General features: G+C 64.3%; 17 protein-coding genes, 1 tRNA gene, 3 pseudogenes and 1 riboswitch. Of the genes and pseudogenes, 15 read left to right on the top strand and 6 right to left on the bottom strand.

What is annotated here, in order from left to right; genetic code table 11:
- The first annotated feature begins 163 nt into the window (after positions 1–163).
- The 6 genes and pseudogenes from xdhA (at position 164) to FUT88_RS09130 (ending at position 8,309) form a co-directional block, all read left to right on the top strand.
- A complete protein-coding gene (gene xdhA / locus FUT88_RS09155; protein ID WP_147214692.1) occupies positions 164–1,690 on the top strand; it encodes a xanthine dehydrogenase small subunit in 1,527 nt (508 codons plus the stop codon).
- 4 nt (positions 1,691–1,694) lie between these two features.
- A pseudogene (gene xdhB / locus FUT88_RS09150) lies at positions 1,695–4,059 on the top strand (xanthine dehydrogenase molybdopterin binding subunit).
- A gap of 13 nt (positions 4,060–4,072) precedes the next feature.
- Positions 4,073–5,107 carry a xanthine dehydrogenase accessory protein XdhC gene (xdhC, locus tag FUT88_RS09145; RefSeq protein WP_147214691.1) on the top strand — a complete coding sequence of 345 codons (1,035 nt, stop codon included), beginning with the start codon at positions 4,073–4,075 and terminating at the stop codon, positions 5,105–5,107.
- A 2-nt stretch (positions 5,108–5,109) separates the two neighbouring features.
- Positions 5,110–6,147, top strand: coding sequence for an adenosine deaminase (locus FUT88_RS09140; RefSeq protein WP_102066428.1), 1,038 nt, complete (start codon positions 5,110–5,112; stop codon positions 6,145–6,147).
- Between the two features lie 17 nt (positions 6,148–6,164).
- Positions 6,165–7,499: a guanine deaminase gene (gene guaD, locus FUT88_RS09135; protein ID WP_147214690.1), complete on the top strand. Its 1,335-nt coding sequence runs from the start codon at positions 6,165–6,167 to the stop codon at positions 7,497–7,499.
- Between the two features lie 13 nt (positions 7,500–7,512).
- Positions 7,513–7,653, top strand: a riboswitch (yybP-ykoY riboswitch).
- Between the two features lie 83 nt (positions 7,654–7,736).
- Positions 7,737–8,309: a TMEM165/GDT1 family protein gene (locus tag FUT88_RS09130; RefSeq protein WP_027681002.1), complete on the top strand. Its 573-nt coding sequence runs from the start codon at positions 7,737–7,739 to the stop codon at positions 8,307–8,309.
- A 217-nt stretch (positions 8,310–8,526) separates the two neighbouring features.
- On the opposite strand, the gene FUT88_RS09125 is transcribed toward FUT88_RS09130, so the two are convergent.
- Both FUT88_RS09125 and uraH read right to left on the bottom strand, forming a co-directional pair.
- Positions 8,527–9,783 carry a urate hydroxylase PuuD gene (locus FUT88_RS09125; RefSeq protein WP_147214689.1) on the bottom strand — a complete coding sequence of 419 codons (1,257 nt, stop codon included), beginning with the start codon at positions 9,781–9,783 and terminating at the stop codon, positions 8,527–8,529.
- A gap of 17 nt (positions 9,784–9,800) precedes the next feature.
- Positions 9,801–10,154, bottom strand: a complete 354-nt coding sequence (gene uraH, locus FUT88_RS09120; protein ID WP_147214688.1) for a hydroxyisourate hydrolase — start codon at positions 10,152–10,154, stop codon at positions 9,801–9,803.
- Between the two features lie 378 nt (positions 10,155–10,532).
- Here uraH and FUT88_RS09115 point away from each other — a divergent pair, with 378 nt between their 5' ends.
- The 6 genes from FUT88_RS09115 (at position 10,533) to FUT88_RS09090 (ending at position 17,044) form a co-directional block, all read left to right on the top strand.
- Positions 10,533–11,291: a GntR family transcriptional regulator gene (locus FUT88_RS09115; RefSeq protein ID WP_147214687.1), complete on the top strand. Its 759-nt coding sequence runs from the start codon at positions 10,533–10,535 to the stop codon at positions 11,289–11,291.
- Positions 11,292–11,382: 91 nt separating this feature from the next.
- The gene (locus FUT88_RS09110; protein WP_147214686.1) at positions 11,383–12,792 is read left to right on the top strand and encodes a nucleobase:cation symporter-2 family protein; all 1,410 of its coding nucleotides are present in this window, start codon (positions 11,383–11,385) and stop codon (positions 12,790–12,792) included.
- A gap of 4 nt (positions 12,793–12,796) precedes the next feature.
- Positions 12,797–14,227 carry an 8-oxoguanine deaminase gene (locus tag FUT88_RS09105; RefSeq protein ID WP_147214685.1) on the top strand — a complete coding sequence of 477 codons (1,431 nt, stop codon included), beginning with the start codon at positions 12,797–12,799 and terminating at the stop codon, positions 14,225–14,227.
- 110 nt (positions 14,228–14,337) lie between these two features.
- A complete protein-coding gene (gene puuE / locus FUT88_RS09100) occupies positions 14,338–15,300 on the top strand; it encodes an allantoinase PuuE (RefSeq protein WP_147214684.1) in 963 nt (320 codons plus the stop codon).
- Entirely contained in the window at positions 15,297–15,821 is a 525-nt protein-coding gene (gene uraD, locus FUT88_RS09095; RefSeq protein WP_147214683.1) for a 2-oxo-4-hydroxy-4-carboxy-5-ureidoimidazoline decarboxylase, read from the top strand. Before puuE ends, uraD begins: the two co-directional genes overlap by 4 nt.
- Positions 15,822–15,973: 152 nt before the next feature.
- The gene (locus tag FUT88_RS09090; RefSeq protein ID WP_147214682.1) at positions 15,974–17,044 is read left to right on the top strand and encodes a porin; all 1,071 of its coding nucleotides are present in this window, start codon (positions 15,974–15,976) and stop codon (positions 17,042–17,044) included.
- Between the two features lie 97 nt (positions 17,045–17,141).
- Here FUT88_RS09090 and FUT88_RS09085 read toward each other — a convergent pair.
- Positions 17,142–19,462 (bottom strand): annotated as a pseudogene (locus FUT88_RS09085) (NADP-dependent malic enzyme).
- 295 nt (positions 19,463–19,757) lie between these two features.
- Entirely contained in the window at positions 19,758–20,426 is a 669-nt protein-coding gene (locus FUT88_RS09080; RefSeq protein WP_147214681.1) for a DUF4136 domain-containing protein, read from the bottom strand.
- 162 nt (positions 20,427–20,588) lie between these two features.
- On the opposite strand from FUT88_RS09080, the gene pepN reads away from it, so the two are divergent.
- From pepN to FUT88_RS09065, 3 genes are all read left to right on the top strand, one after another.
- A complete protein-coding gene (gene pepN, locus FUT88_RS09075) occupies positions 20,589–23,303 on the top strand; it encodes an aminopeptidase N (protein WP_147214680.1) in 2,715 nt (904 codons plus the stop codon).
- Positions 23,304–23,349: 46 nt separating this feature from the next.
- A complete protein-coding gene (locus tag FUT88_RS09070) occupies positions 23,350–24,366 on the top strand; it encodes a class 1 fructose-bisphosphatase (RefSeq protein ID WP_147214679.1) in 1,017 nt (338 codons plus the stop codon).
- Positions 24,367–24,442: 76 nt separating this feature from the next.
- Positions 24,443–24,518: transfer RNA gene (locus tag FUT88_RS09065), tRNA-Thr, on the top strand.
- A gap of 320 nt (positions 24,519–24,838) precedes the next feature.
- On the opposite strand, the gene FUT88_RS09060 is transcribed toward FUT88_RS09065, so the two are convergent.
- Together FUT88_RS09060 and FUT88_RS09055 are read right to left on the bottom strand one after the other, a co-directional pair.
- Entirely contained in the window at positions 24,839–25,687 is an 849-nt protein-coding gene (locus FUT88_RS09060; RefSeq protein WP_147214678.1) for an SDR family oxidoreductase, read from the bottom strand.
- A gap of 47 nt (positions 25,688–25,734) precedes the next feature.
- Positions 25,735–26,495, bottom strand: a pseudogene (locus FUT88_RS09055) (SDR family NAD(P)-dependent oxidoreductase).
- Positions 26,496–26,503 lie beyond the last annotated feature (8 nt).

Raw genomic sequence — 26,503 nt, 5'->3', positions numbered from 1 at the left:
ACACTTTCAGTGTATGTCACTTGCACGCCGCGCCGCCAGACCGCTACCGGCGGGTATACCCCGGATTTTGGCTTTCCGATGCGGGTTATCACATGGGCCAAATATTGCATTCCTGACCCGGTGCTATGGTTCCGTTACACACACAAACAGGCGTAGAACCCCCATGGAGACTCAGCCCATCCGCTTCTTCCACCGCGGCCAGGTCCGCACCGTTACGGACGCCCCGATCACCCGGACGGTGCTTCAGTACCTGCGTGAAGACGCACACTGCACCGGCACCAAGGAAGGGTGCGCCGAGGGCGATTGCGGTGCGTGCACCGTCGTGCTCGGTGAGCTGCAGGAGGACGGCAGCGTCGGCCTGAAGGCCGTCAACGCGTGCATCCAGTTCCTGCCCACGCTGGACGGCAAGGCGCTGTTCACCGTGGAAGACGTGCGCGGCAAGGATGGCACGCTGCACCCCGTGCAAGAGGCCATGGTGGAGTGCCACGGATCCCAGTGCGGCTTCTGCACGCCAGGCTTCGTGATGTCGCTCTACGCGCTGTACGAAAACACCAGCAACCAAGCGCCGATCCCGTCGCGCCAGACCATCTGCGATTCGCTGACCGGCAACCTGTGCCGCTGCACCGGATACCGCCCCATCATCGACGCCGGCGAACGCATGTTCGAACTCCCCGCGCCGGCAGGCATCGACCGCACGCAGTTGGCTGAAACGCTGCGCAAGCTGCAGCGCAACGACACCTTCAGCTACGCCCCCGTCGGCACCGAGAACGCGCCACGCTTCTACGCACCGCGCACAGCATCGGCCTTTGCCGCCATCAAGGCCGCGCATCCGAACATCCGCATCCTGGCCGGCAGCACCGACGTCGGCCTGTGGGTTACCAAGCAGTTCCGCGACCTGGGCGACATCCTGTACATCGGCCAGGTGGCTGATCTCTACGCACTGGAAAAGCGTGATGGCTGGATCGAGATCGGCGCTGCCGTCTCGCTCGAAAAGGCCTACGCATTCCTGGCTGCGGACTACCCGGAAGTGACCGAATTGTGGAAGCGCTTTGCCTCGCTGCCGATCCGCAATGCCGGCACGCTGGGCGGCAACATCGCCAACGGCTCGCCGATCGGTGACTCGGCACCCGCGCTCATCGCCATCGGCACGCGCGTCGTGCTGCAGCGTGGCGAAGTCCGCCGCGAGTTGCCGCTTGAAGACCTCTACCTCGCCTACCAGAAGAACGCGATGGAAGAAGGCGAGTTCGTTGCGGGCCTGCGCATTCCCGCACGTGAGGGCCGTGATGCCTTGCGCTTCCGTACGTACAAGCTCTCGAAGCGCTTTGACGAAGACATTTCCGCTGTGTGCGCGGCGCTGGCCATTGAACTGGACGACCAGGATGGCGAAACCCGCGTGCGCAGCGCGCGCATCGCTTACGGCGGCATGGCGGCAACCTCCAAGCGCGCGACGGAGACGGAAAACGCCATCGTCGGCCAGCCTTGGAACGAAGCGACCGTGCGCGCTGCCATGGCAGCCATGTCCCGCGACTACACCCCGCTAACCGACATGCGCGCCACCGACAATTACCGCCGCATTTCGGCCGCCAACACGGTGTATCGCTTCTGGCTGGAAACCCGCGCCGATGCGCCGCTCGCGCCCGAACAGATCAATGTGCGCGCGGTCGAATTGAATACCCTCACGGCAGCCTAAGAACATGAACAAGCAAACCGAAGCCTTCCTGCTGGCGGAAGCCGATATTGCTGCCGCCATGCCCGGCCAGCGCGGCGCTGTGGTGGGCATTTCGCGCCCGCACGAATCTGCGCACCTGCATGTTGCGGGCACCGCCACGTACACCGACGACATTCCGGAGCTGGCCGGCACGCTGCACGCGGCGCTGGGCATGAGCACGCAGGCGCATGCGCGCATCGTCAACATGGATCTGGATCGCGTGAAGGCCGCGCCCGGCGTGGTGGCGGTATTCACGTCGGCCGACATTCCAGGCACGAACGATTGCGGGCCGATCATCCACGACGACCCCATCCTGGCGACCGACACGGTGCACTTCATCGGCCAGCCGATGTTCATCGTGGTGGCGACATCGCACGATGCGGCGCGACGCGCAGCGCGTCTGGGCAACATCGAATACGAAGTGCTGCCCCCGCTGCTGACGCCCGAAGAAGCGCGCGCCGCCGGCAAGTCCGTGCTGCCGCCGATGCACCTCAAGCGCGGCGAACCGGCTGAGCGCATCGCTGCCGCGCCGCACTCCGAAGCCGGCAAGATGTCGTTGGGCGGGCAGGAGCAGTTCTACCTGGAAAGCCAGATCTCATACGCCGTACCAAAGGAAGACAACGGCATGCACGTGTGGTGCTCGACGCAGCATCCGACCGAGATGCAGCACATGGTGTCGCACATGCTGGGCTGGCATGCCAACCAGGTGCTGGTCGAATGCCGTCGCATGGGCGGTGGTTTCGGCGGAAAGGAATCGCAGTCGGGCCTGTTTGCCTGCTGCGCTTCGCTGGCGGCGTGGAAACTCGCCTGCCCCGTCAAGCTGCGCCCGGACCGCGACGACGACATGATGATCACCGGCAAGCGGCATGACTTCCGCTTCGCCTACGAAGCCGGCTACGACGACGACGGGCGCATTCAGGGCGTCAAGGTCGACATGACCTCGCGCGCGGGTTTCTCGGCCGACCTGTCGGGCCCGGTGATGACGCGGGCTATCTGTCACTTCGACAATGCCTACTGGCTGCCCGAGGTGGAAATCGATGGCTTCTGCGCGCGCACCAACACGCAGTCGAACACCGCATTCCGCGGCTTTGGCGGCCCGCAAGGCGCGTTCGCGATCGAATACATCATGGACAACATCGCGCGCTCGGTCGGCAAGGATGCGCTCGATGTGCGCCGCGCCAATCTTTACGGCAAGGACAAGAACAACGTCACGCCGTACGGGCAGACGGTGGAAGACAACGTCATCCATGAATTGCTCGACGAACTGGAAGCGACGTCCGACTATCGCGCCCGCCGCGAAGCGATTCGCGCCTTCAATGCGACCAGCCCGGTGCTCAAACGCGGCCTGGCGCTGACGCCGGTGAAGTTCGGCATCTCGTTCAACGTAAAGCACTTCAACCAGGCCGGCGCGCTGGTGCACGTCTACAACGACGGGTCGATCCTCGTGAACCACGGTGGCACCGAAATGGGCCAGGGCCTGAACACGAAGGTCGCGCAGGTCGTGGCGCACGAACTGGGCGTGTCGTTCTCGCGCATCCGCGTGACGGCCACGGACACCAGCAAGGTCGCCAACACGTCCGCCACGGCGGCATCCACAGGCAGCGACCTGAACGGCAAGGCTGCGCAAGACGCCGCACGCCAGATCCGCCAGCGCCTGATCGCGTTTGCGGCCGAGCATTACGAAGCGCCCATCGAGACCGTGGCGATCGTCGGCGACCATCTGGAAATCGGTACGCGCCGCGTGCCGTTCAACGAGCTGATCGGCAAGGCCTACGTTGCCCGCGTGCAGCTGTGGTCCGACGGCTTCTACGCCACGCCCAAGCTGCACTGGGACCAAGCCAAGCTCAAGGGCCGCCCGTTCTACTACTACGCCTATGGTGCAGCGGTGTCGGAAGTGGTGGTCGATACGCTGACCGGCGAATGGCGCCTGCTGCGCGCCGACGTGCTGCACGACGCCGGCCGCTCGATCAACCCGGCCATCGACATCGGCCAGGTGGAAGGCGCGTTCATCCAGGGCATGGGCTGGCTGACGACCGAAGAGCTGTGGTGGAACAAGGACGGCAAGCTGATGACGCATGCGCCGTCCACCTACAAGATCCCGACGGTCAACGACTGCGCCGGATTTCCGCGTGCGCCTGTTCAACAACGCCAACGTGGAAGACAGCATCCACCGGTCCAAGGCGCTGGGTGAGCCGCCGCTGCTGCTGCCGTTTTCGGTGTTCTTCGCCATTCGCGATGCGGTGGCTGCGGTTGGCGATGGCCGCACGAACCCGCCGCTGAATGCGCCGGCGACCAGCGAGGAAATCCTCAAGGCCGTGGATGCCATCCGCAGCGCGCCGCTGACCGCCTGAGTTGGGAGACACCATGGACCACACGCAACTGCGCCCATTCCGCTTCGCCGAAGTGCTTGCCACCGTGCAGGCCGGGCAGCCGTGCGTACTGGTCACGGTGACAGACGTGCAGGGCTCCGCGCCGCGCGAGCCGGGCACGCTCATGCTGGTGGGCATCGACGGTTTCTACGGCACCATCGGCGGCGGCCATCTCGAGTGGCGCGCGATGGAAATCGCCCAGACCATGATGGACGCGCCCGAGACCACCGGCGAAGCGCGCCGCCAGTTCGTGCGCATTCCGCTGGGGCCGGCACTCGGCCAATGCTGCGGCGGCGTGGTCCGCCTGTCGTTGGAGCGTCTCGATGCGCGCGATGTGGAATGGATCAGGCTTGCGGACGACGCCATGCGCCAACGCCGCAGCCTGCGTCGATTTGTGCCGACCGATGTGGAGGCGCCTGTCGAAGCGAGCATCGGAGATGCAGCCGCAGCCGGCGTGACGCTCGACGCCCGCGGATTCACCCAAACCGTGCTGCCGCCCGACATGTCCATCGTGCTGTGCGGCGCGGGCCATGTCGGCCACGCTATCGTGCGTGCGCTGGCTCATCTGCCGTGCCGCGTGACGTGGGTGGACGAGCGCGATGCGATGTTCCCGTTTCCTGCTGAAGTGCCGCCGAATGTCGTCATCGAATCCACCGACACGCCGGAAGTCGTGATCGACCACGCGCCCGCCGGCAGCTACTTCCTGGTCATGACGCACAACCACGCGTTGGACCTTGCGCTGTGCGAACGCATCATGCGCCGCACGGACTTTGCCTACTTCGGCCTGATCGGCTCCAAGACCAAGCGCGCGCGCTTCGAGCATCGCATGGTCGAACACGGCGTGGACCCTACGCGCCTGCCGGAAATGGTGTGCCCGATTGGCGTGGCGGGCATTGTGGACAAGGCGCCGGATATCATTGCGGTATCCGTCGTCGCGCAACTGCTGCAGGTGCGAGAGCTGCAACAACACGCGCTCACCAGCGCAAGCAGCGGCGCGGCGGTCCCTTACCGAGTCCCCACGCCTGTCTGATCATGCCGATTTCCTCCGCGCTTGCAGAACGCATCGCCACCAGCCCGAAAGCTGAACTGCACATCCACATCGAAGGCTCGCTCGAACCCGAACTGATGTTCGCGCTGGCCGAGCGCAACGGCGTAAAGCTGCCGTATGCGTCGGTTGAAGAAGTACGCGCCGCCTACGCCTTCGACGATCTGCAATCGTTCCTCGACCTCTACTACGCCGGCGCCAGCGTGCTGCTCACCGAGCAGGATTTCTACGACATGACCGCCGCGTACGTGGCACGCGCGCTTGCCGACAACGTCCACCACGCCGAAATCTTCTTCGACCCGCAGACGCACACTGCCCGCAACGTGCCCATGCATGTGGTCATTCACGGCATCGTCCGCGCGTTGGATGACGCCGAGCGCGAGCACGGTTTCTCCAGCGCGCTGATCCTCTGCTTCCTGCGCCATCTGAGCGAGGAAGACGCTTTCGACACGCTCGAAGCGGCCCTGCCCTACATCCAGGACCCGGCCAACCGCATCATCGGCGTGGGGCTGGATTCGTCCGAGCGCGGCAACCCGCCGGAAAAATTCGCACGCGTATTCGCACGCTGCAAGGAACTCGGCCTGCACCTCGTCGCCCACGCCGGTGAAGAAGGCCCGGCGCAATACGTGATCGACGCGCTCGACATCCTGAAGGTGGAGCGCATCGATCACGGCGTGCGCGCCATCGACGATGCCGCGCTCGTCAAGCGCCTCGCCGCCGAACGCATCGCGCTGACGGTCTGCCCGCTGTCGAACGAAAAACTGAAGGTCTACCCCGACCTGCGCGACCACTCGCTCAAGCAACTGCTGGACGCCGGCTGCGCCGTGACGCTGCACTCCGACGATCCGGCCTACTTTGGCGGCTACATGAACACCAACTGGCTCGCCACGTTCAACGCCCTTGACCTGTCTGCGGCCGATGCCCACGCGCTCGCGCGCAACAGCTTCGAGGCGTCCTTCCTGCCCGAACAGGACAAAGCCCTGTGGCTTGCCAAGGTCGACGACCACTGGAAAGCCGCACACTAAAAATCCACGAGACGACGATGACCACGATGCCTCCGACTTCCAATTCCGTTCACGCTTACCGCGGCCGTGTGCTGCATTTCCTGCACGACCCGCAGTATCGCGAGCGCGATGCCTATGAATACTGGGAAGACGGCCTGCTCGTAGTTTCGGACGGCAAGGTGGTCAAGGCCGGCGACTATGCCGCGCTGCGCGAAGACCTGCCCCTCGGCACGCAACTGCACGACTACAGCGGCAAGCTCATCGTCCCGGGCTTCATCGACACACACATTCACTTCCCGCAGACGGACATCATCGCGTCGCCGTCGCCGGGCCTGCTGCACTGGCTGGAGACGTACACCTTCCCGGAAGAGCGCCGCTTCGAAAACGAGCAGTACGCCGCCGGCGTCGCCTCGTTCTTCCTCGACGAACTGCTGCGCAACGGCACGACCAGCGCGATGGTCTGGAGCACCGTGCATCGCAGCTCGGCCGAGACGCTGTTCACGCAGGCACAGCAACGCGGCATGCGCATGATCACGGGCAAGGTGATGATGGATCGCAACTGCCCGGAATACCTGCGCGACACGGCCGAATCCGGCGCGCGCGACAGCGCCGACCTGATCTCGCGCTGGCACGGCAAGGACCGTCTGGCCTACGCCATCACGCCGCGATTCGCGCCCACCTCGAGCGAAGCGCAGCTGCAGGCCTGCGCCGAACTCGCCAAGCAATACAAGGACGTCTTCATCCAGACGCACGTCGCAGAAAACCCCGACGAAGTGAAATGGGTGGCCGACCTGTTCCCCAACGCACGCAGTTATCTGGACGTCTACGACCGCTACGGGCTGCTGCGCAAAGGCGCCTTCTACGGCCACGCCATCTGGCTGGACGACGGTGACCGCCAACGCATGGCCGAATCCGGCGCAGCCGTGGCTCACTGCCCCACCTCCAACCTGTTCCTGGGCAGTGGCCTCTACAACTTCCACAAGAACGACGCGCACCGCCTGGCGCTTACGTTGGCGACCGACGTGGGTGGCGGCAGCTCGTTCTCGATGCTGCGCACGATGGGGACGGCGCACAAGGTCGCGCGCATGGGCGGCTATCACCTGACGGCGTTGCGGATGTTCTACCTGGCCACGCGCGGCGCCGCTGAAGCGCTGGGTTGGGAAGACCGCATCGGCAGCTTCGTGCCGGGCGCGGAGGCGGACTTCATCGTGCTGGACCCCGCCGCCACGCCGCTGCTGGCCCGCCGCAATGCGCGCTCTGAAACACTGGAAGAGCTGTTGTTCTCGTTGGCGTTGCTGGGCGAGGACCGTGCGGTATCCGCCACATACGTGCAGGGTGAACCCGCCAAATTTGCGGTTGGCGCCAACGCTTGATGCACTTATAATCGCGGCTTCCATTGGGGAGTAGCCGCTCGAAGTCGTCACTTCGAGGGCCACGTCAACAGACTTGACCGCCGTCGCAACGACAGGCGGTTATGGCGTGGTCAGCCGCACTCAGGGTGCCATTCGTGCACTCGGTGACGCGCCTGGCGAGACCGATGACAACCCACTGCGGACAGGGCCGGCAGTGGCGCGTCATTGGTTCGCATACGGCCCGGACACCACAACAACATGGAAGCCTTTCTCGTCTCCACCGGCATCGTCGCGCTCGCAGAAATCGGCGACAAGACGCAGTTGCTGTCGATCCTGCTGGCCGCGCGTTTTCGCAAGCCGGTGCCGATCATTCTCGGCATCTTCATCTCCACCCTCGTCAACCACGCACTGGCCGGCGCCGTCGGTGGCTGGATCACGCACGTGCTGGGTGAAAACGTGCTGCGGTGGATCCTGGGCGTAGGCTTTATCGCCATGGCCGGGTGGATGCTGATTCCGGACAAGCTCGACGACGACGAAGCGCCCTCGACGACGCAGCGCGGCCTGGGCATCCTCGGGACCACCATCGTTGCGTTCTTCTTTGCCGAGATGGGCGACAAGACGCAGATCGCGACCGTGGCACTGGCGGCGCGCTTTCACGACGTGTTCTCTGTCGTGGCAGGCACGACTGTCGGCATGCTGCTCGCCAACGTGCCGGCGGTGCTGATGGGCAACAAGTTCGCTGCGCGCATGCCGATCACGCTGGTGCATCGGATTGCGGCGCTGATCTTCCTGGTGCTGGGCGTGCTGGCGTTGCTCGGCGTCGGGAAATAAGTCGTCAATCCGGGGGCTCTGGGGCTGCCCTGTCGGCGCCCCTTGCAGCCGGTGACGCAGCGGCGAATTCAGCCCAGCCACGGACACATCACTGCAGACGCTTCAGGCGAAAAAAAAACGGGGCCGCAGCCCCGTTCAACCCTCACCGGTCATGCCACCCGCTAGGGAACGAATGGCATGCTCCGATAAACCGTTCTGTTGTTGCTCAGCGTGCGCCTCAGTTCGTCTTGGCGCCGCCTTCGAACCACTTGGCGATGATCATGCGCTCGTCGTCAGTGATTTGCGTCACGTTGCCCAGCGGCATCAGCTTTTGCTGCACGACCTGCTGGTAGACGAGCTGTGCATGCTTGCCCAGTTCTTCCGGCGAATCGAGCAACACGCCCTTGGCCGGCGAAGGCATCAGGGTAGGATGAGCCGAGTGACATTGGTAGCACCGTGCGGTAACGACTGCCTGTACTTTGGCGAAGTCCGAGCCGCCAGCGGCTGCCGCAGGCGCTGCAGTGCCGCCTTCTGTCGCCGCTGCAGGCGCCGTCGCCGCCGGTGCTTCTGCCGCCGGAGCTGCCGGACGCGACACCGGAGCCAGCCACACCGCCACACCCAACAGCACAGCCACACCCGCTGCCGGATAGCCCCAGTTCACGACGCCCTTGTGCTTCAGGATGAAGAACTGACGGATCAGCACGCCGGCCAGCATGATCAGCACCAGCACAACCCAGTTGTACTTGGCGGCGTACGTCATGCTGTAGTGGTTCGACAGCATCGCGAACAGCACTGGCAGCGTGAAATACGTGTTGTGCACGCTGCGCTGCTTGCCGCGCTTGCCGTGGATCGGGTCCGGCTTTTCGCCTGCCTTGAGCGAGGCGACCACCTTGCGTTGCCCCGGGATGATCCAGAAAAACACGTTGGCGCTCATGATCGTTGCGATCATCGCGCCGATCAGCAGGAATGCCGCGCGGCCCGAGAACAGGTGGCACGCCGCAAACGCGGCAATCACCACGTAGATCGCCACGAGAATGCCGACCACGCGATCGTTCTTGCCGAACACGCGGCAGATCGTGTCGTACACGAGCCAGCCGACCACGAGGAAGCCCAGCGCCAGTAGCACGGCCGTTGTCGCCGTCATGTCGAACACGCTGCGATCGATCATGTAGACGTTGGCGTTGAACAGGTACACCACCGTCAGCAGGGCGAAGCCCGACATCCAGGTCGAATACGACTCCCAGTAGAACCAGTGCAGATGGTCCGGCAGCTGCTTCGGCGCCAGCAGGTACTTCTGCGGGTTGTAGAACCCGCCGCCGTGCACGGCCCACAGCTCGCCGTCGACGCCCTTGTCCTTCAGGTCCGGCGCGGTCGGCTTGGTCAGGCTGTTATCGAGCCAGACGAAGTAGAACGACGAACCGATCCACGCGATCGCGACGATCACGTGCAGCCAACGCAAGAGCAAGTTGGCCCAGTCGAGGATATAGCCTTCCATGATGAGTCCCTGCCCTCTCAGCTACCGCGATAGGTCGAATACGACCACGGCGACACCAGCAGCGGCACGTGGTAGTGCGCGCTCGTATCGGCTACGCCAAAGCGCAGCGTCACCACGTCGAGGAACGCGGGCTCGGGGAGTTTGACGCCGGCGGCCCGGTAGTACTCGCCCACGCCGAAGTCCAGCTCATATACGCCGGTTTGCAGCGCGTCGCCTTCCAGCAGCGGCGCATCGCAACGGCCATCGTAATTGGTGCGGACCGATTTGATCGGTTGCCGCTGATTGTCGACAATTTTGAACAGTGCGATCGCCAGGTTTTGGCCCGGCGTGCCTGCAGCGGTGTCGAGCACATGGGTGGTCAAGCGTCCCATTTGTCTTCCTCTGTAGTTCGAATTTTCAGAAGCGCCGCTGCCTCCACTTGCACCTCGCGCCAAACCCTTGTGTGACAAGGATTGGCGTCGGGGCCCGCTCGGTACGTGCTGTGCACGCATCCCGGCGCGCGTCCAGCCGGTTTACGCCTGCCGCCCATGTTGGGAGGGTGCATGCCAAACCGGCAAAGCCGTCGCTCGTTCTGGGTCCGACGCCTTGCTTCCGCCGTATCGCTAGACTCGGCTTGAAACAGGGATTTCCCTAGTTTGTCGGATTCCCGAACGCATTTTGTTGACAATATTGAAGGTCGCCACGAATAATTGTCAACAGATTTTCGCAGTTGCTTATGCTGCGGCGCGTTACTCAAAGGCGGGTCTGCCATGTCCAAGAATCTCAAGCTGGTCTCCACGGAAGCGGTGTCGAAGTCGGGCGCTAAGGCATCGGGAGCAACACGCATGTCGGTCGAAGAACGGATGTATCACGAGATCTACGACGCGATCATGGAGCACCGCCTGCCCCCGCGCACCAAGCTGACGGAGCATGCGCTGTGCGAAATCTATGCCACCGCGCGTCATACGGTGCGCAAGGTCTTCTCCCAGCTGGCCGCCGACGGCCTGGTCGACCTGGAGCCGAATCGCGGCGCGTTCATCGCCGCGCCCTCCATCGACGAAGCCCACGCCATGTTCGAGCTGCGCCAGATCCTGGAGCGTGCGGTGCTCGACAAGGTCGGCCGCAGCAGCAATCCAAAGGCTGCCATTGCGCCGCTCATGGAACTCGTCAAGCAGGAGCGGCAGGCATTTGTCACGCACGATCGCCCGCGTTGGATTCGCCTGTCTGCGGAATTTCATGTGGCGCTGGCCGAGCAATCCGGCAACCCGCTGGTGGTCGAGATGATGCGCCGGCTGGTGTCGCGCACCACGCTGATGATCGCCAGCGTGGAGGCTCCCGGCAACAACGCCTGCTCCTTCGACGAACACCTCGACATCCTCAATGCGCTGGAGCGTGGCGACGCCAGCGCTGCCCAGGCCCACATGGCCCAGCACTTGCAATGCTGCGCCGATCGCGTGCGCCCCGAAGCGCCCGCTGATTTCGATCTGCGTTCGGTATTGGGCCCGCGCGGCGGGAAGGACAAAATCTAGGACCGGTTAGCTGTATCGGGCGAGCCGGCACGACAGAGGCCAGCCGCCACAAGCCGGACGCCGTCCGGCTTACCACCCAAAGGAGACCTTTATGGCAAGCAGCACCATCGCCGCCCCCACGGCGGATCTGACCAATGAGCGCGTGGCGTACGGACGCCTGCTCGCATTGGGTCTGCAACATGTATTGGTGATGTATGCAGGCACCGTGGCAGTGCCTCTGATTGTGGGCGGTGCACTGCATCTGCCCAAGGAACAGCTCGCTTTTCTGATCAACGCGGATTTGTTTGCCGCTGGCCTTGCCACCCTCATCCAGGCTTTCGGCATCTGGAAGTTCGGCATTCGCATGCCGGTCATGATGGGCGTGACCTTCGCCTCGGTGGGCCCGATGATTGCCATCGGCACCGACCCGAGCATCGGCCTGCTCGGCATCTACGGCGCGGTGATCGCGGCGGGGTTGTTCGGCATCATCGTCGCGCCGCTCATGGGCCGCGTGCTAGGGCTCTTCCCGCCGGTCGTGACGGGCACCGTCATCACGCTGATCGGCATGTCGCTGATGGGCGTTGGCATCAACTGGGCAGCAGGTGGCCAGCCGACCATGAAGACCATGGTCGACGGCGTGCTCAAGACCGTGCCCAACCCGGCCTACGGCGATCTGAGCGGCCTGGGCATCGCGCTGGCAGTGCTCGTCATCATCCTGTTGCTGACAAAGTACGGCCGCGGCCTGATCGGCAACATTGCCGTGCTGCTGGGCATCGTGATCGGCACGTTCATCGCCATGGCGTTCGGCAAGGTCAGCTTTGCCGGCATCACCGACGCCGACTGGGTGGCTGTGATCACGCCGCTGCACTTCGGCATGCCGACCTTCCACTTCGGCGCCATCGCCTCGATGTGCATCGTGATGTTGATCACCCTGGTGGAATCGACCGGCATGTTCCTGGCGCTGGCGGAAATCACCGGCAAGAAGCTGTCCACCGATGACCTCACACGCGGCCTGCGCGCCGACGGTCTGGGCACCGTGATCGGCGGCGTGTTCAACACGTTCCCGTACACATCGTTCTCGCAGAACGTCGGGCTGGTGACGGTCACGGGGGTGCGTTCGCGATACGTGGCGGCCATGGGCGGCGTGATTCTCATCGCGCTGGGCCTGTTCCCGAAGATGGCGCACATCGTGGCGTCGGTACCTTCGTTCGTGCTGGGCGGTGCGGGCATTGTGATGTTCGGCATGGTGGCCGCGACCGGCGTGCGCATTCTCGGCTCGATCGATTTCAACAAGTACCGCCACAACCTGTTCATCGTGGCGATCTCGATCGGCTTCGGCATGATCCCGACGCTGGCACCGACCTTCTTCCAGTACCTGCCGCATTGGCTGGAGCCCGTCACGCACAGCGGCATCGTGCTGGGCACGCTGGTCGCGGTCATCCTGAACCTGTACTACAACGGCATGCAGTCTGCCGAGCACGCAATGCGCGACGCGGCCGCCAACACCCACGGCACGGAGTAATTGCATGAACGCCACTGTCGGGCACAACGACCCGCTTCTGATCGCCCGTCATGCCGACGTGCTGGTCACCATGGATGCGCAACGCCGCGAGATCCCGGACGGCGCCCTGGTTGCGCGCGGTGGCGTGATCGAATGGGTGGGCGCCACGGCCGATCTGCCGTCGCAGTATCGCGATGCCGCTGATAACACAACGCGCCAACCCAACGTACGCGTGATGGAACTGCGCGACCACGTGGTCACGCCGGGTTTCGTCAACACGCACCATCACATGTATCAAAGCCTGACGCGCGCCCTGCCCGCCGCGCAGGATGCGGAACTGTTCGGCTGGCTGACGAACCTGTACCCGGTGTGGGCGGGCCTCACGCCCGAGATGGTGCGCGTGTCTACGCTTACCGCGATGGCGGAACTGCTGCTCTCGGGCTGCACGACGTCCAGCGACCATCTGTATCTGTACCCGAACGGCAGCCGGCTCGATGATTCGATCGAAGCCGCGCAACAGATCGGCATGCGTTTTCACGCGGCGCGCGGCAGCATGAGCGTCGGCCGCAGCCAGGGCGGTTTGCCGCCGGACCGCGTGGTCGAAGGCGAAGAAGCCATCCTGAAGGAAACGCAGCGCCTGATTGAAACGTGGCACAACGCCGACCGCCATTCGATGCTGCGTGTGGTGGTGGCGCCGTGCTCGCCCTTCTCCGTCTCGCGTGACCTGATGCGCGAATCGGCCAAGCTCGCCCGCAGCTACGGCGTGTCGATGCACACCCACCTGGCCGAGAACGACAACGACATCGCTTACTCACGCGAGAAGTTCGGCATGACGCCGGCCGAGTACGCGGAAGACCTCGGCTGGGTCGGCCACGACGTCTGGCATGCGCACTGCGTAAAGCTCGACGCCCACGGCATCGACGTGTTTGCGCGCACCGGCACCGGCGTTGCGCATTGCCCGTGCTCGAACATGCGGCTTGCGTCGGGCATTGCGCCCATCCGCACGATGCGCGATGCCGGCGTGCCGGTCGGCCTCGGCGTGGATGGCAGCGCGTCGAACGATGGAGCGCACATGCTCGGCGAAACGCGCCAAGCCATGCTGCTCGCACGCGTCGGCTTTGGCCCCGCTGCGATGAGCGCGCGCGAGGCGCTGGAGATCGCCACGCTCGGCGGCGCGCGCGTGCTCAACCGCGACGACATCGGCGCGCTCGCACCCGGCATGTCGGCCGACTTTGTCAGCTTCGATCGTCACCAAGTCGGCTTTGCCGGCGCCGACCACGACCCCGTCGCGGCGCTGGTGTTCTGCGCCCCGTCCAACGTGGCGCACAGCGTGATCAACGGGCGCGTGGTCGTCGAAGACGGCCGCCTGACCACGCTTGAACTCGACGCCCATCTCACGGTTCACCGGAAGCTCGCGCTGGAACTGGCGCAGGCTGCCCGGGCAGTCCCGGCTTGACGCGATGGCGCCTTGCCTGGTTCATGACGCCGCTGTGATGTCGTGAATTTGGAAAGCCGCATTCCACTGTCTGACCGGTGTTGTATGAAGTCTCCTCGACATGAAAAACCATGACAAACAATAACTATCCGCGCGATCTCATCGGTTACGGCAAGAACCCGCCCAACGCCAACTGGCCGGGCGGTGCGCGCGTCGCCCTGCAGTTCGTCCTCAACTACGAGGAAGGCGGTGAAAACTGCGTGTTGCACGGCGACGCGGGCTCCGAGCAGTTCCTCTCGGAAATCATTGGCGCCGCGGCCTACCCTGCCCGCCATATGAGCATGGAGGGGATTTACGAATACGGATCGCGCGCGGGCGTGTGGCGCATCCTGCGCGAGTTTGAAAAGCGCGGCCTGCCGCTGACGATCTTCGGTGTGTCAATGGCCCTGCAGCGCCATCCGGACGTGACGCAAGCCTTCGTTGACCTGGGCCACGAAATCGCCTGCCACGGCTGGCGCTGGATCCATTATCAGAACGTCGACGAAGCCACCGAGCGCGAGCACATGCGCATCGGCGTCGAGATCATTCGCGAGCTGACCGGCAACGCACCGCTGGGCTGGTACACCGGCCGCGACAGCCCCAACACGCGCCGTCTGGTGGTCGAGCACGGCGGCTTTGCCTACGACGCCGACTATTACGGCGACGACCTGCCCTTCTGGACCGAAGTCCAAACGTCATCCGGCGAGACCAAGCCGCACCTGGTGGTGCCGTACACGCTCGACACCAACGACATGCGCTTTGCCAGCCCGCAAGGCTTCAACACGGCCGACCACTTCTACCAGTACCTGAAGGACGCCTTCGACGTGCTGTACGAGGAAGGCGATCCGAACGGCCTCGCGCAGCCGAAGATGCTGTCGATCGGCATGCACTGCCGCCTGCTGGGCCGGCCGGCGCGCTTCCGTGCGCTGCAGCGCTTCCTCGACTACGTGCAATCGCACGACAAGGTCTGGATCTGCCGCCGTATCGACATCGCGCAGCACTGGATCCAGAACCATCCGTATGCCAAGCAACCCGTTTTGAGCACCACAGCATGAGCCAGACCACCTACACCCTTTCGCAACTCAACGGCATGGACGCATCGCAGTTCGTGCAAGTCCTCGGCGGCGTCTACGAGCATTCGCCGTGGGTTGCCGAACAGGCCGCCACGCAACGCCCGTTCGCCTCGGCCGAGGCGCTGGCGGCTGCCATGCGCAATGCGGTGGACTCGGCTGGCATCGAGCCGCAACTCAAGCTCGTGCGCGCTCACCCCGAGCTGGCGGGCAAGGCGGCCGTGCGCGGTGAACTGACCGCCGAGTCGACGCGCGAGCAAAGCGGTGCGGGCCTGAACCAGTGCACGCCGGAAGAGTTTGCACGCCTGCAGGCACTCAACGCGCAGTACAACGAGAAGTTCGGCTTCCCGTTCATCCTGGCAGTGCGCGGCTACGACCGCCACGGGATCATCGACAACTTCAGCAAGCGCGTGGAAAACGACCGCGATACCGAGCTGCGTGCCTCGCTCGAACAGATTCATCGCATTGCAGGTTTCCGCCTGGCCGATTTGATTTCAGCAAACTGATTTTTCAGGTTCATCAGCAAAAAACAACGCTGTGGGCGCGGTGTCATGGGGCATGGGACACCGTCCGGCATGGAGCCTGACCAGCCGGCCTGTGACTGCATCAAAGAATGCGGCGCAACCTGCAGTGATCTTCAACAACAAAGGAGGTAGCAATGCAGTCGAAATTCAAGCGTGGCATGGCCGCGCTGGCAGTGGCATCGGCACTGGGGGCAGCAAGTGCCGGTGCGCAGGCGCAATCGTCCGTCACGCTGTACGGCCAGGTGGATGCCTGGGCGGGCGCCACCAAGAGCCTGGGCGCATCCGACCGCGCCTGGGGCGTCAACTCGGGCGGGATGTCCACGTCGTACTGGGGCATGAAGGGCAGCGAAGACCTCGGCAACGGCCTGAAGGCGATCTTCACGCTGGAAGCGTTCTTCCGCCCCGACACCGGCAAGTACGGCCGCTTTGACGGCGACACGTTCTTCGCCCGCAACTCGTTCGTCGGCCTGCAATCGAGCACCTGGGGCTCGATCAAGCTCGGCCGCCTGACGCCGCCGTATTTCGTATCGACGATCCTGTTCAACCCGTTCATCGATTCGTACACGTTCTCGCCGATGGTGTTCCACACGTACCTCGGCAACGGCCTGAGCGGCCCCGGTGGCATCTCGGGCCTCGTCGGCGATTCGGGCTGGAATAACTCGATCATGTATTCGACGCCGGACTTCAACGGTCTGACCGCCAACTTCATCTACGGCGCGGGCGAGCAGGCTGGTCACAACGGCCAGAACAAGTGGGGCGGCAACTTCCTGTACTTCCGTGGCAACTTCGCAGCCACCGCAGCGTTCCAGCAGGTGCGCTTCGACTCCGCTCCGGGTGACCTGAACGCACTGGTGGCAGGGTTCTCGCGCCAGACCGCGACGCAGCTGGGTGCCACGTACGACTTTGGCGTGGCCAAGGTCTACGGCCAGTACCAGTACATCAAGAACGCCATCAACTCCGGCGATGCGAAGAGCAACGGCGGGCAGCTGGGTGTATCGGTGCCGGTCGGCCCGGGCAGCATCCTCGCGTCGTACGCGTACACGAAGACTTCTGGCGCGGCTGACGTGAAGCGCAACACGTGGGCCGTTGGGTACGACTATTCGCTGTCCAAGCGCACCGATGTGTACGCCGCGTACATGCGCGACAAGGTGACGAACCTTAGCTCGGCCGACACCTTCGGCGTAGGCATCCGCGCGAAGTTCTAAGCAGTCGGCAGCAAAGAAAAACGCGCCTGGACTTTCCCCAGGCGCCGTTTTCTTTTAGGCCGCCCACCTTCTGCGGCCCAAGCGTCCGATCAACCGATCAACGCGTAGCCGACACATCTGCCACCGCCAGTGCCGTCATGTTGACGATGCGGCGCGATGTGGCCGACGGGTTCAGGATGTGCACCGGCTTGGCCGCACCCAGCAGGATCGGGCCCACCGTCACGCCCTGCCCGCCCGTGATCTTGAGCAGGTTGAACGCGATGTTGGCGGCGTCAAGCGACGGCATCACCAGCAGGTTTGCGCTGCCCGAGAACGCGCTCTTCGGCAGGAAGTGGTGGCGGATGTCTTCCGACAGCGCCGCGTCACCCTGGATCTCGCCTTCCACCTGCAGGTTTGGTGCTTCGGCCTTCAGCAGGTCATACGCAGCGCGCATGCGGCGGGCCGACGCATTCTTTGACGAGCCGAACATCGAGTGCGACAGCATCGCGACCTTCGGCTCCTGGCCGAAACGGCGCACTTCTTCTGCCGCCAGCTTGGTGATGTCGGCCAGCTCTTCTGCGCTTGGCATTTCGTTGACGAACGTATCGGTGATGAACAGCGTGTGCTTCTCGAGCATCAGGCCGTTCATGGCGGCGAACACCTTGGCGTTCGGGGCCAGGCCGATCACGTCGCGCACGTGTTCCAGGTGGGCGTCAAAGCGGCCAACCGTGCCGCAGAGCAGCGCATCGGCATCACCCAGACGCACCAGCAGTGCACCGATCAGCGTGTTCGAACGGCGCAGCGCCGACTTCGCCATGTCCGGCGTCACGCCGTTGCGGCCCATCAGCTCGTGGTAAGCGGTGTGGTACTGGTGATAGCGGCGGTCGTCTTCCGGATCCACCAGCTCGAAATGCACGCCCGGCTTCAGGCGCAGGCCGGCCTTCTGGATGCGCATTTCGATCACGTGCGGACGGCCGACCAGGATCGGCTTGGCCAGGCCTTCGTCGACCACCGTCTGCACCGCGCGCAGCACGCGCTCTTCTTCGCCTTCGGCGTACACGACGCGCTTCGGGTTGCCTTGGCGGCCGAGAACACCGGGCGCATGGTCAGGCCCGTGTGGTACACGAAGTCGCTCAGCTGGGCGCGATAGGCGTCCAGATCCTTGATCGGGCGCGTGGCCACGCCGGACTCTTCTGCGGCCTTGGCGACGGCCGGCGCGATCTTCTCGATCAGCCGCGAATCGAACGGCTTCGGGATGATGTAATCCGGGCCGAAGGTCAGGTCCTGGCCGGCGTAAGCCTGCGCCACGGCGTCGTTCGTTTCGGCTTCTGCCAGCTCGGCAATGGCCTTCACGCAGGCCAGCTTCATCTCTTCCGTGATCTTGGTGGCGCCACAATCGAGCGCACCGCGGAAGATGTACGGGAAGCACAGCACGTTGTTGACCTGGTTCGGGTAGTCCGAACGGCCCGTGGCGATGATGCAGTCCGGGCGCGCGGCCTTGGCGATTTCCGGGCGGATTTCCGGCTCGGGGTTGGCCAGCGCCAGGATGATCGGCTTCGGAGCCATGGTTTTGACCATGTCGGCGGTCAGCACGCCGGCCGCCGAGCAACCGAGGAACACGTCTGCATCACGCACGATGTCGGCCAGCGTACGGGCCGACGTGTCTTGCGCATAGCGTGCCTTGTTCGGCTCCATCTTGGCGTCGCGGCCGGCGTAGATCACGCCCTTGGAGTCGACCACGTAGACGTTCTCGCGCTTGACGCCCAGGCCCACCATCACGTCCAGGCAAGCGATGGCCGCGGCGCCCGCGCCCGACACGGCCACCTTCACGCTGCCGATGTCCTTGCCGACGACCTTCAGGCCGTTGAGCAGGGCCGCCGACGAGATGATCGCCGTGCCGTGCTGATCATCGTGGAAGACGGGAATGTTCAGGCGGTCACGCAGCTTCTGCTCGATGTAGAAGCACTCCGGCGCCTTGATGTCTTCAAGGTTGATGCCGCCCAGCGTCGGCTCCAGCGAGGCGATGATGTCGACCAGCTTGTCCGGGTCGCGCTCGGCCAGTTCGATATCGAACACATCCACGCCGGCAAATTTCTTGAACAGGCAGCCCTTGCCTTCCATGACCGGCTTGCTGGCCAGCGGGCCGATGTCGCCCAGGCCCAGCACCGCGGTGCCGTTGGTGATCACGCCGACGAGGTTGCCGCGCGAGGTGTACTCCGCCGCCAGCGACGGATCTTGCTCGATCGCGGTACACGGATACGCCACGCCCGGCGAATACGCCAGCGACAGGTCGCGCTGGTTGATCAGCGCCTTGGTCGGGCGGACCTCGATCTTGCCGCGCGTCGGCGCGCGATGGTATTCAAACGCGGCGCGGCGCAGTTCGGCCTCGGCGCCTTGGTCTTGGGAATCCGGCGAGGCGTCGTGAAGCTTGTCGTTCATAGCAATGAATCCTGATGGGGAGTTCCGCAGACGAGGCGCACATGCGCTCAGGCAGAAACTCCCTGAGACGAAGTGGCGAAAAACAGTGGGAACAGAGAGAAACCGGGGGCGAGGCCGCACGCGTTGCGCAGCACCGTCAGGAGGGTAGCGACGGGGCGGAGGCAGCGCCGGCCAGGGGTGGCGGTCGGCGCGAGACGGGATGAAGTGACAACGCTCAAGCGGGGTACGGCTGGCGGCCTACAAATTAGGTCACGCATTCTAACGTAGACCGCCGGCCAAAACCCACCCGGGCGCACTACTTAGGTGCCGGCCCGGATGCTGGTTTCGCTGCCGGTTTCACCGATGGATCAATCGGCAGTTCCACGAAGATGGGCTGCGCATTCGGCGCCGGGAAATTGGCAAACGCGCTGCGTACCAGATAAGGCATCACAGCAGTCAGGGAGCCATCCCCACCCTGCGTTTGCGCGGTCACCTGATAGACGCGCTTGCCGGTGGCTGCCTCGTCAATTTCCACGTGATAGGCATAGAACGGCACCTGCACGTTGGTCTCTACGTATTGCGGTCCCCACGGGCCCCAGGGCCCCCAAGGACCGCGCCACGGCCCCCAAGGCCCGGGCCCCCAGTACGGATCGGGATACACGGGCTGGCGCACCTGCACGAGTCGCGTGGCGGTCGAATAGTCCAGCCGGACCACATAGCGCGCGCTGGCACGCGACACGCTCGTGAAGCCGTGAGCGGCCAGCTGGTCTGATGTCCAGGCCTCGTAGGTCTGGCGTTCCAGGTCATTTTGCTGCGTTGCGGTGCGTTCGAAGGCATAGGTGCGCGGCGGGGTGTCGGTCCAGCCGGGCTGCCGGAACGCCGTCACCTGACTGGTGACCGTGCTCGCACAGCCCGCCAGGAGGCTGGCCGCCATCAACGCGCCGGCCATCGGCCAGACGCGCGATGACTTGATCCATTTCCACATAGAAAATCCCCTACTCTCAATCAGACAGATGGCCGCGGGCCCCGGAAACAGGCCACCCGCGGTCTGTTACTCAGAGTGACGCCTGCCGCGGAAGATTCCCGCCAAGCGCCTGAGTACAATGGCCTTTTGCGACCGCAGACAACGCAGATAAGGATGTTACCGATGTTGCGCACCGATACCGCCGTCACGATTTACCGCAAGGACTACACCGCGCCCGCTTTCCGCATTGACGAAGTGGCCCTGGAGATCGATCTCGTGCCCGAGCGCACCCGTGTCGTCAACCGCATGCGCATGACGCGCACGGATGCCGGCAAGCCGCTCGTGCTGGCGGGTGAAGGGCTGGAGCTGGCGGGCGCAACGGTCGACGGCAAGGCGCTATCCGGCCTGCAGGCCTCCGGCGACACGCTCACCATCGATGCCGTGCCGGCCGATGTCGGCGCCAGCTTCACGCTGGAACTCACCACGTACTGCAATCCCGCCGCCAACTCGTCGCTGATGGGTCTGTACGTTTCCAACGGCAACTTCTTCACGCAGTGCGAGGCAGAGGGCTTCCGCAAGATCACCTACTTCCTCGACCGCCCGGACGTGATGACCGTCTACACCGTCACGCTGCGCGCATCGAAAGCGGATTATCCGGTGCTGCTGTCCAACGGCAACCTCGTGGCGGAGCGCGACCTGCCGGACGGCCGCCACGAAGCGGTGTGGCACGATCCGTTCAAGAAGCCGTCGTACCTGTTCGCGCTGGTGGCGGGCAAGCTCGAGTGCATTGAAGAACGCATCCAGTCCGCCTCGGGCAAAGAGAAGCTGCTGCAGGTCTGGGTGGAAGCGCAAGACTTGGGCAAGACGCGCCACGCAATGGATTCGCTCATCCACTCCATCCACTGGGACGAGCGCCGCTTCGGCCTGGAGCTGGATCTCGACCGCTTCATGATCGTCGCCGTGGGCGACTTCAACATGGGCGCGATGGAGAACAAGGGCCTGAACATCTTCAACACGAAGTACGTGCTGGCCAATGCAGAGACGGCCACCGACGTTGACTTCGCCAACATCGAATCGGTGGTCGGCCACGAATACTTTCACAACTGGACGGGCAACCGCGTCACCTGCCGTGACTGGTTCCAGTTGAGCCTGAAGGAAGGCCTGACGGTGTTCCGCGATCAGGAGTTTTCCGCCGATATGGCGGCACAAGCGGCCGCCCAAGCCGGCAATGAAGCCGCGGCTGCCAGCGCCCGCGCCGTCAAGCGCATCGAAGACGTGCGTGTGCTGCGCCAGGCGCAGTTTCCAGAAGATGCGGGCCCGATGGCCCACCCGGTGCGGCCCGACAGCTACGAAGAAATCAACAACTTCTACACCGTCACGGTGTACGAAAAAGGCGCGGAAGTCGTGCGCATGTACCAGACGCTGCTCGGCCGCGACGGTTTCCGCAAGGGCATGGACCTGTACTTCCAGCGTCACGACGGCCATGCCGTCACCTGCGACGATTTCCGCGCCGCCATGGCCGATGCCAACGGCCGCGACCTCACGCAATTCGGCCGCTGGTACAGCCAGGCCGGCACGCCGGTCGTGGCAGTCGAAGGCCACCACGATGCCGCCACGCATACCTACACGCTCACGCTGCGCCAGCGTTGCGAGCCGGTCGGCATCGAAGTCAACAGCGGCATCCAGAAGCAACCGTTCCACATTCCGTTTGCGATCGGCCTGATCGACAAGAACGGCCGCGACTTGCCGCTGCGTTTGCGTGGCGAGGCCGCATCGCCCTCGCCGGTGACCACCCGCGTGCTGGACTTCACCGAAACCAAGCAGACCTTCGTCTTCGAAGATGTGGCCGAAGCGCCGTTGCCCTCGCTGCTGCGCAATTTCTCGGCGCCGGTGATCGTCGAATACGGTTATACGACGGAGCAGCTCACGTTCCAGCTCGCGCACGATTCCGACCCGTTCAACCGCTGGGAAGCCGGCCAGCGCCTGGCCACCGACACCCTGCTGCGCATGGTTGCGGACATCCAGCACGGCCGCGCACCGGCGGTCGACCCAGCGTTGGTCGAAGCCCTGCGTGCCGTGGTCGCCGACACGTCGCTTGATCCAGCCTTCCGCGAGCAGATGCTGATCCTCCCCGCCGAAAGTTACCTGGCCGAGCGCATGGACGTGGCAGACCCGGCCGCCATTCACACCGCACGCCGCACGCTGCGCCGCACGCTGGCAGAGAAGCTCAACGCAGAGTTGCTGCGTGCCTATCAGGACAACCAGACCGAGGGGCCCTACTCGCCCGATGCGGTATCTGCAGGCAAGCGCGCCCTCAAGAACATCGCCCTCGGCTATCTGGTGGAAACCGAAGCCTCCGAGGCGCTGGCCCTGGCCGAACAGCAATATGCCGGCGCCACCAACATGACCGACCGCATGGGCGCCCTCTCGGCGATGGTCAACAGCTACGCCCCCGGCCGCGAAGCCGCACTGGCCGATTTCTACACGCGCTTTGCCGACGACGCCCTCGTCATCGACAAATGGTTCTCGCTGCAGGCCATGCAGCCCGGCGCCGCAGGCAAGCCGACGCTCGCCACCGTGCGCGCGCTGATGGCACACCCCGCCTTCACGCTGCGCAACCCGAACCGGGCGCGTTCGCTCATCTTCAGCTTCTGCTCCGGCAACCCCGCGCAATTCCATGCCGCCGATGGTTCCGGCTATGCGTTCTGGGCCGAGCAGGTGCTCGCGCTCGACGCCATCAACCCGCAGGTCTCTGCCCGCCTGGCACGCGCGCTGGACCGCTGGCGCAAGTACGTGCCCACGCTGCGCGACGCCATGCAGGACGCGCTCAAGCGCGTGGCGGCACATCCGAGCCTCTCGCGCGACGTGCGCGAGATCGTCGGCAAGGCGCTGGCCTGAATGTCACCGCTTGTATCGTAAAATCGCGCCCGTCTCAGGAGAACCCATGAAGCGCATCAACCTCACCCGCTACCTGATCGAAGAGCAGCGCGAGCACAACACCATCCCGGCCGAGCTGCGCCTGCTGCTCGAAGTCGTGGCGCGCGCCTGCAAGGCGATCTCGCACAGCGTCAACAAGGGGGCCCTTGCCGGCGTGCTCGGCTCGGCCGGCACCGGCAACGTGCAAGGCGAAACCCAGCAGAAGCTGGACGTGATCGCCAACGAAGTCCTGCTCGAAGCGAACGAGTACGGCGGCAACCTGGCCGCCATGGCCTCGGAAGAGATGGAATCGTTCTACGAGATTCCGCACCGCTATCCGAAGGGCGAATACCTGCTGCTGTTCGATCCGCTCGACGGCTCGTCCAACATCGACGTGAACGTGTCGATTGGCACGATCTTCTCGGTACTGCACATGCCCAAGGCCGGCGAGGCCGTGACGGAAGCCGATTTCATGCAGCCCGGCGTCAAGCAGGTCGCTGCCGGCTATGCCGTGTACGGCCCGCAGACCACGCTGGTACTGACCGTCGGCAACGGCGTGCACATGTTCACGCTCGACCGCGAAGTCGGCAGCTTCGTGCTGACCCACCGCGACGTGAAGATTCCGGTCGATACCAAGGAATTCGCCATCAACATGTCGAACATGCGCCACTGGGCCCCGCCCGTGCGCCGCTACATCGACGAATGCCTGGCCGGCACCGAAGGCCCGCGCGGCAAGGATTTCAACATGCGCTGGATCGCCTCGATGGTGGCTGACGTGCATCGCATCCTCACGCGCGGCGGCATCTTCATGTATCCGTGGGACAAGCGCGAGCCGGGCAAGGCCGGCAAGCTTCGCCTGATGTACGAAGCCAACCCGATGGCCTTCCTGGTGGAACAAGCCGGCGGCGCAGCCACCAACGGCGAGCAACGCATTCTGGATATCCAGCCCGAAAAGCTGCACCAGCGCGTGGCGGTCGTCCTGGGGTCGAAAAACGAGGTGGATCGCGTCACGCAATATCACCTCGAAGCCAAAAAAACGGCCTGACGACGCCATGTAAGACTGTTGTTGCCGCGGTTCTTGCAGAGCGACAAAAAGTTCTGTTAGAATCGCTGTTTCCGACGCCGCTGTAGCTCAGTCGGTAGAGCAGCGCATTCGTAATGCGAAGGTCACCAGTTCGATTCCGGTCAGCGGCACCAGGACATCACGCAAAACCCAAGCCTGTGCTTGGGTTTTGTCTTTTTGGGCGTAAAGCTGGCGTACTGCCAGTTCGCCACTGCCCATATCGGCCGCGAGACGTCTCTCGCCGTCATACCCCTCGCCCCCCCATGATGTATCGGCTGGGCCGTTGCGCCCGGCCTCGTCTGCGCAATAGCGGCTCCCATTGGCTGAGCCGCGCATAGCCGATTGCGTCTGGCGTGCCCAACCGCGCACGCCAGACGCCTTCCACCGAAAGGAACCACTCCCGCCCTCAGGAGGGGCAGCGTTCCGGCAAAGCCGGGACATTTCCACACCGGGGTCAGTCCGCGAAATCAGTGGCTTCAGAGGAGCCCTTCCACGCGTGCAGGTCCTTTTCGACCGCGCTGGCCTTGGCAGCCGCGAGTTCGTTGGCGATCTTGCCGGCGAACAGGTGCAGCGGAGCCGATTCGACGTTTGCAGCCTGGATGATCAGAAGCGCGAGCTTGTCCGGGTCGCCGGCCTGGCGGCCGTGCAGGGTGCCGAGATGCAAGTCCAGCGAAGCCTTCGCCTCGGAGTAATCGTCGATCTGCCGCTTGGCAACGGCGAGCGCATCGCTCGACAGGAAGTCGGTGCGTACCGGGCCGGGATACACGACCGTCGCGCGGATACCGAGTTCGGCGACTTCCGCCGCGAGGGATTCCGTCACGCCCGATAGCGCGAACTTGCTCGCGACGTAGCTGCCCCATCCCGCATATCCGCCGTGATAGCCGACGATGGACGAGATGTTGATGATGTGCCCGCTGCGCTGCCGGCGAAGATGCGGCAATGCATGGCGCATGACCGTCATCGGCGCGAAGAAGTTGACTTCGAAGTTCCGGCGAAGCTCCTCGTCCGACAGTGCCTCGACGGTGCCTTGCTGCGCATATCCGGCGTTGTTCACGACGACGTCGACACCGCCGAACCGTTGCACGGTCTTTTCGATTGCATCCTGGACGCTTCGATCGTTCGTCAGATCGACCTCCAGCGGCAAAAAGCGGTCTGACGCGCGACCGAAAACATCGGTCAGCGATGCCGCGGCGCGCGAGGTAGCCGCGACCCTGTAGCCTTGCTCGAGCAAATGGGTGACGAGTTTCCGGCCAACGCCTTTCGACGCGCCGGTGACAAACCATGTGCGGGATACGGATTTCATGATGAACCTCCTCAGTTGCAGGTCAGGTGTTGGATGGATTGCTGTGTTCAGGGCAACGCGACGCTCATGCCGCCGTCGGCCATCACGACGCGCCCACAATGAAGCTGGCCTTCTCCGACGCGAGGAATGCGATCACCTCCGCAATTTCCTTCGGCTGCGCGGCGCGGCGGATGGGCGCCTTCTTTCCGTGCTCGGCGAGGAACGCCTGTCCGTCCGCATGAATGTGATTCGTAATGTTGGTGATGACGTCGCCGGAGCCCACGGCATTGACGCGGATGCCGTGTTCGATCGCCTCGAGCGACAGCGCACGCGTCAACTGGGCGAGCGCGCCCTTCGAGGCCGCATACGCCGAGATCAGCGGAAATGCCTGGTAACACGCGTAGGAACCCACGTTCACGATGGCCCCGCCCTTGGCCGGCACCATCGCGCGCATGGCTTCGCGCGAGAACAGGAATGCGCCCGTCGCATTGACGGCCTGAATGCCGTTCCAGTCGTCGAGCGACATATCGATCAGCGGCTTGTTGATGATGACCGCCGCGTTGTTGACCAGAATGTCGAGCCTGCCGAACCGCTCGATGGCCGTCGCCACGGCGCGCACGGCGCTTTCCTCGCGCGACACGTCGGCGACGAGCGGAACGATGCCCGGGCGGGCCAGCGCTTCCACGTTGCTGCCGCGCCCCACGGCGATCACGTTTGCGCCTTCGGCATGCAGCAGTTCGGTCGTGGCGAGGCCGATGCCGCTGGCTGCGCCGGTAACGATGGCGACCTTGCCTGCGAAGGCGCCGCTTGCGGTGCTGGGTGATGTCATGGTGTGCT

This window comes from Ralstonia sp. TCR112, from assembly GCF_007997035.1.
Lineage (GTDB): Bacteria > Pseudomonadota > Gammaproteobacteria > Burkholderiales > Burkholderiaceae > Ralstonia > Ralstonia edaphi.
The sequence above is the reverse complement of the archived record's forward strand: the minus strand, read 5'-3'. Positions and strand labels throughout refer to the sequence as shown.

Coding starts and splice junctions, on each gene's coding strand:
- xdhA (WP_147214692.1), top strand. CDS start 164: ATGGAGACTCAGCCCATCCGCTTCTTCCACCGCGGCCAGGTCCGCACC.
- xdhC (WP_147214691.1), top strand. CDS start 4,073: ATGGACCACACGCAACTGCGCCCATTCCGCTTCGCCGAAGTGCTTGCC.
- FUT88_RS09140 (WP_102066428.1), top strand. CDS start 5,110: ATGCCGATTTCCTCCGCGCTTGCAGAACGCATCGCCACCAGCCCGAAA.
- guaD (WP_147214690.1), top strand. CDS start 6,165: ATGACCACGATGCCTCCGACTTCCAATTCCGTTCACGCTTACCGCGGC.
- FUT88_RS09130 (WP_027681002.1), top strand. CDS start 7,737: ATGGAAGCCTTTCTCGTCTCCACCGGCATCGTCGCGCTCGCAGAAATC.
- FUT88_RS09125 (WP_147214689.1), bottom strand. CDS start 9,783: ATGGAAGGCTATATCCTCGACTGGGCCAACTTGCTCTTGCGTTGGCTG.
- uraH (WP_147214688.1), bottom strand. CDS start 10,154: ATGGGACGCTTGACCACCCATGTGCTCGACACCGCTGCAGGCACGCCG.
- FUT88_RS09115 (WP_147214687.1), top strand. CDS start 10,533: ATGTCCAAGAATCTCAAGCTGGTCTCCACGGAAGCGGTGTCGAAGTCG.
- FUT88_RS09110 (WP_147214686.1), top strand. CDS start 11,383: ATGGCAAGCAGCACCATCGCCGCCCCCACGGCGGATCTGACCAATGAG.
- FUT88_RS09105 (WP_147214685.1), top strand. CDS start 12,797: ATGAACGCCACTGTCGGGCACAACGACCCGCTTCTGATCGCCCGTCAT.
- puuE (WP_147214684.1), top strand. CDS start 14,338: ATGACAAACAATAACTATCCGCGCGATCTCATCGGTTACGGCAAGAAC.
- uraD (WP_147214683.1), top strand. CDS start 15,297: ATGAGCCAGACCACCTACACCCTTTCGCAACTCAACGGCATGGACGCA.
- FUT88_RS09090 (WP_147214682.1), top strand. CDS start 15,974: ATGCAGTCGAAATTCAAGCGTGGCATGGCCGCGCTGGCAGTGGCATCG.
- FUT88_RS09080 (WP_147214681.1), bottom strand. CDS start 20,426: ATGTGGAAATGGATCAAGTCATCGCGCGTCTGGCCGATGGCCGGCGCG.
- pepN (WP_147214680.1), top strand. CDS start 20,589: ATGTTGCGCACCGATACCGCCGTCACGATTTACCGCAAGGACTACACC.
- FUT88_RS09070 (WP_147214679.1), top strand. CDS start 23,350: ATGAAGCGCATCAACCTCACCCGCTACCTGATCGAAGAGCAGCGCGAG.
- FUT88_RS09060 (WP_147214678.1), bottom strand. CDS start 25,687: ATGAAATCCGTATCCCGCACATGGTTTGTCACCGGCGCGTCGAAAGGC.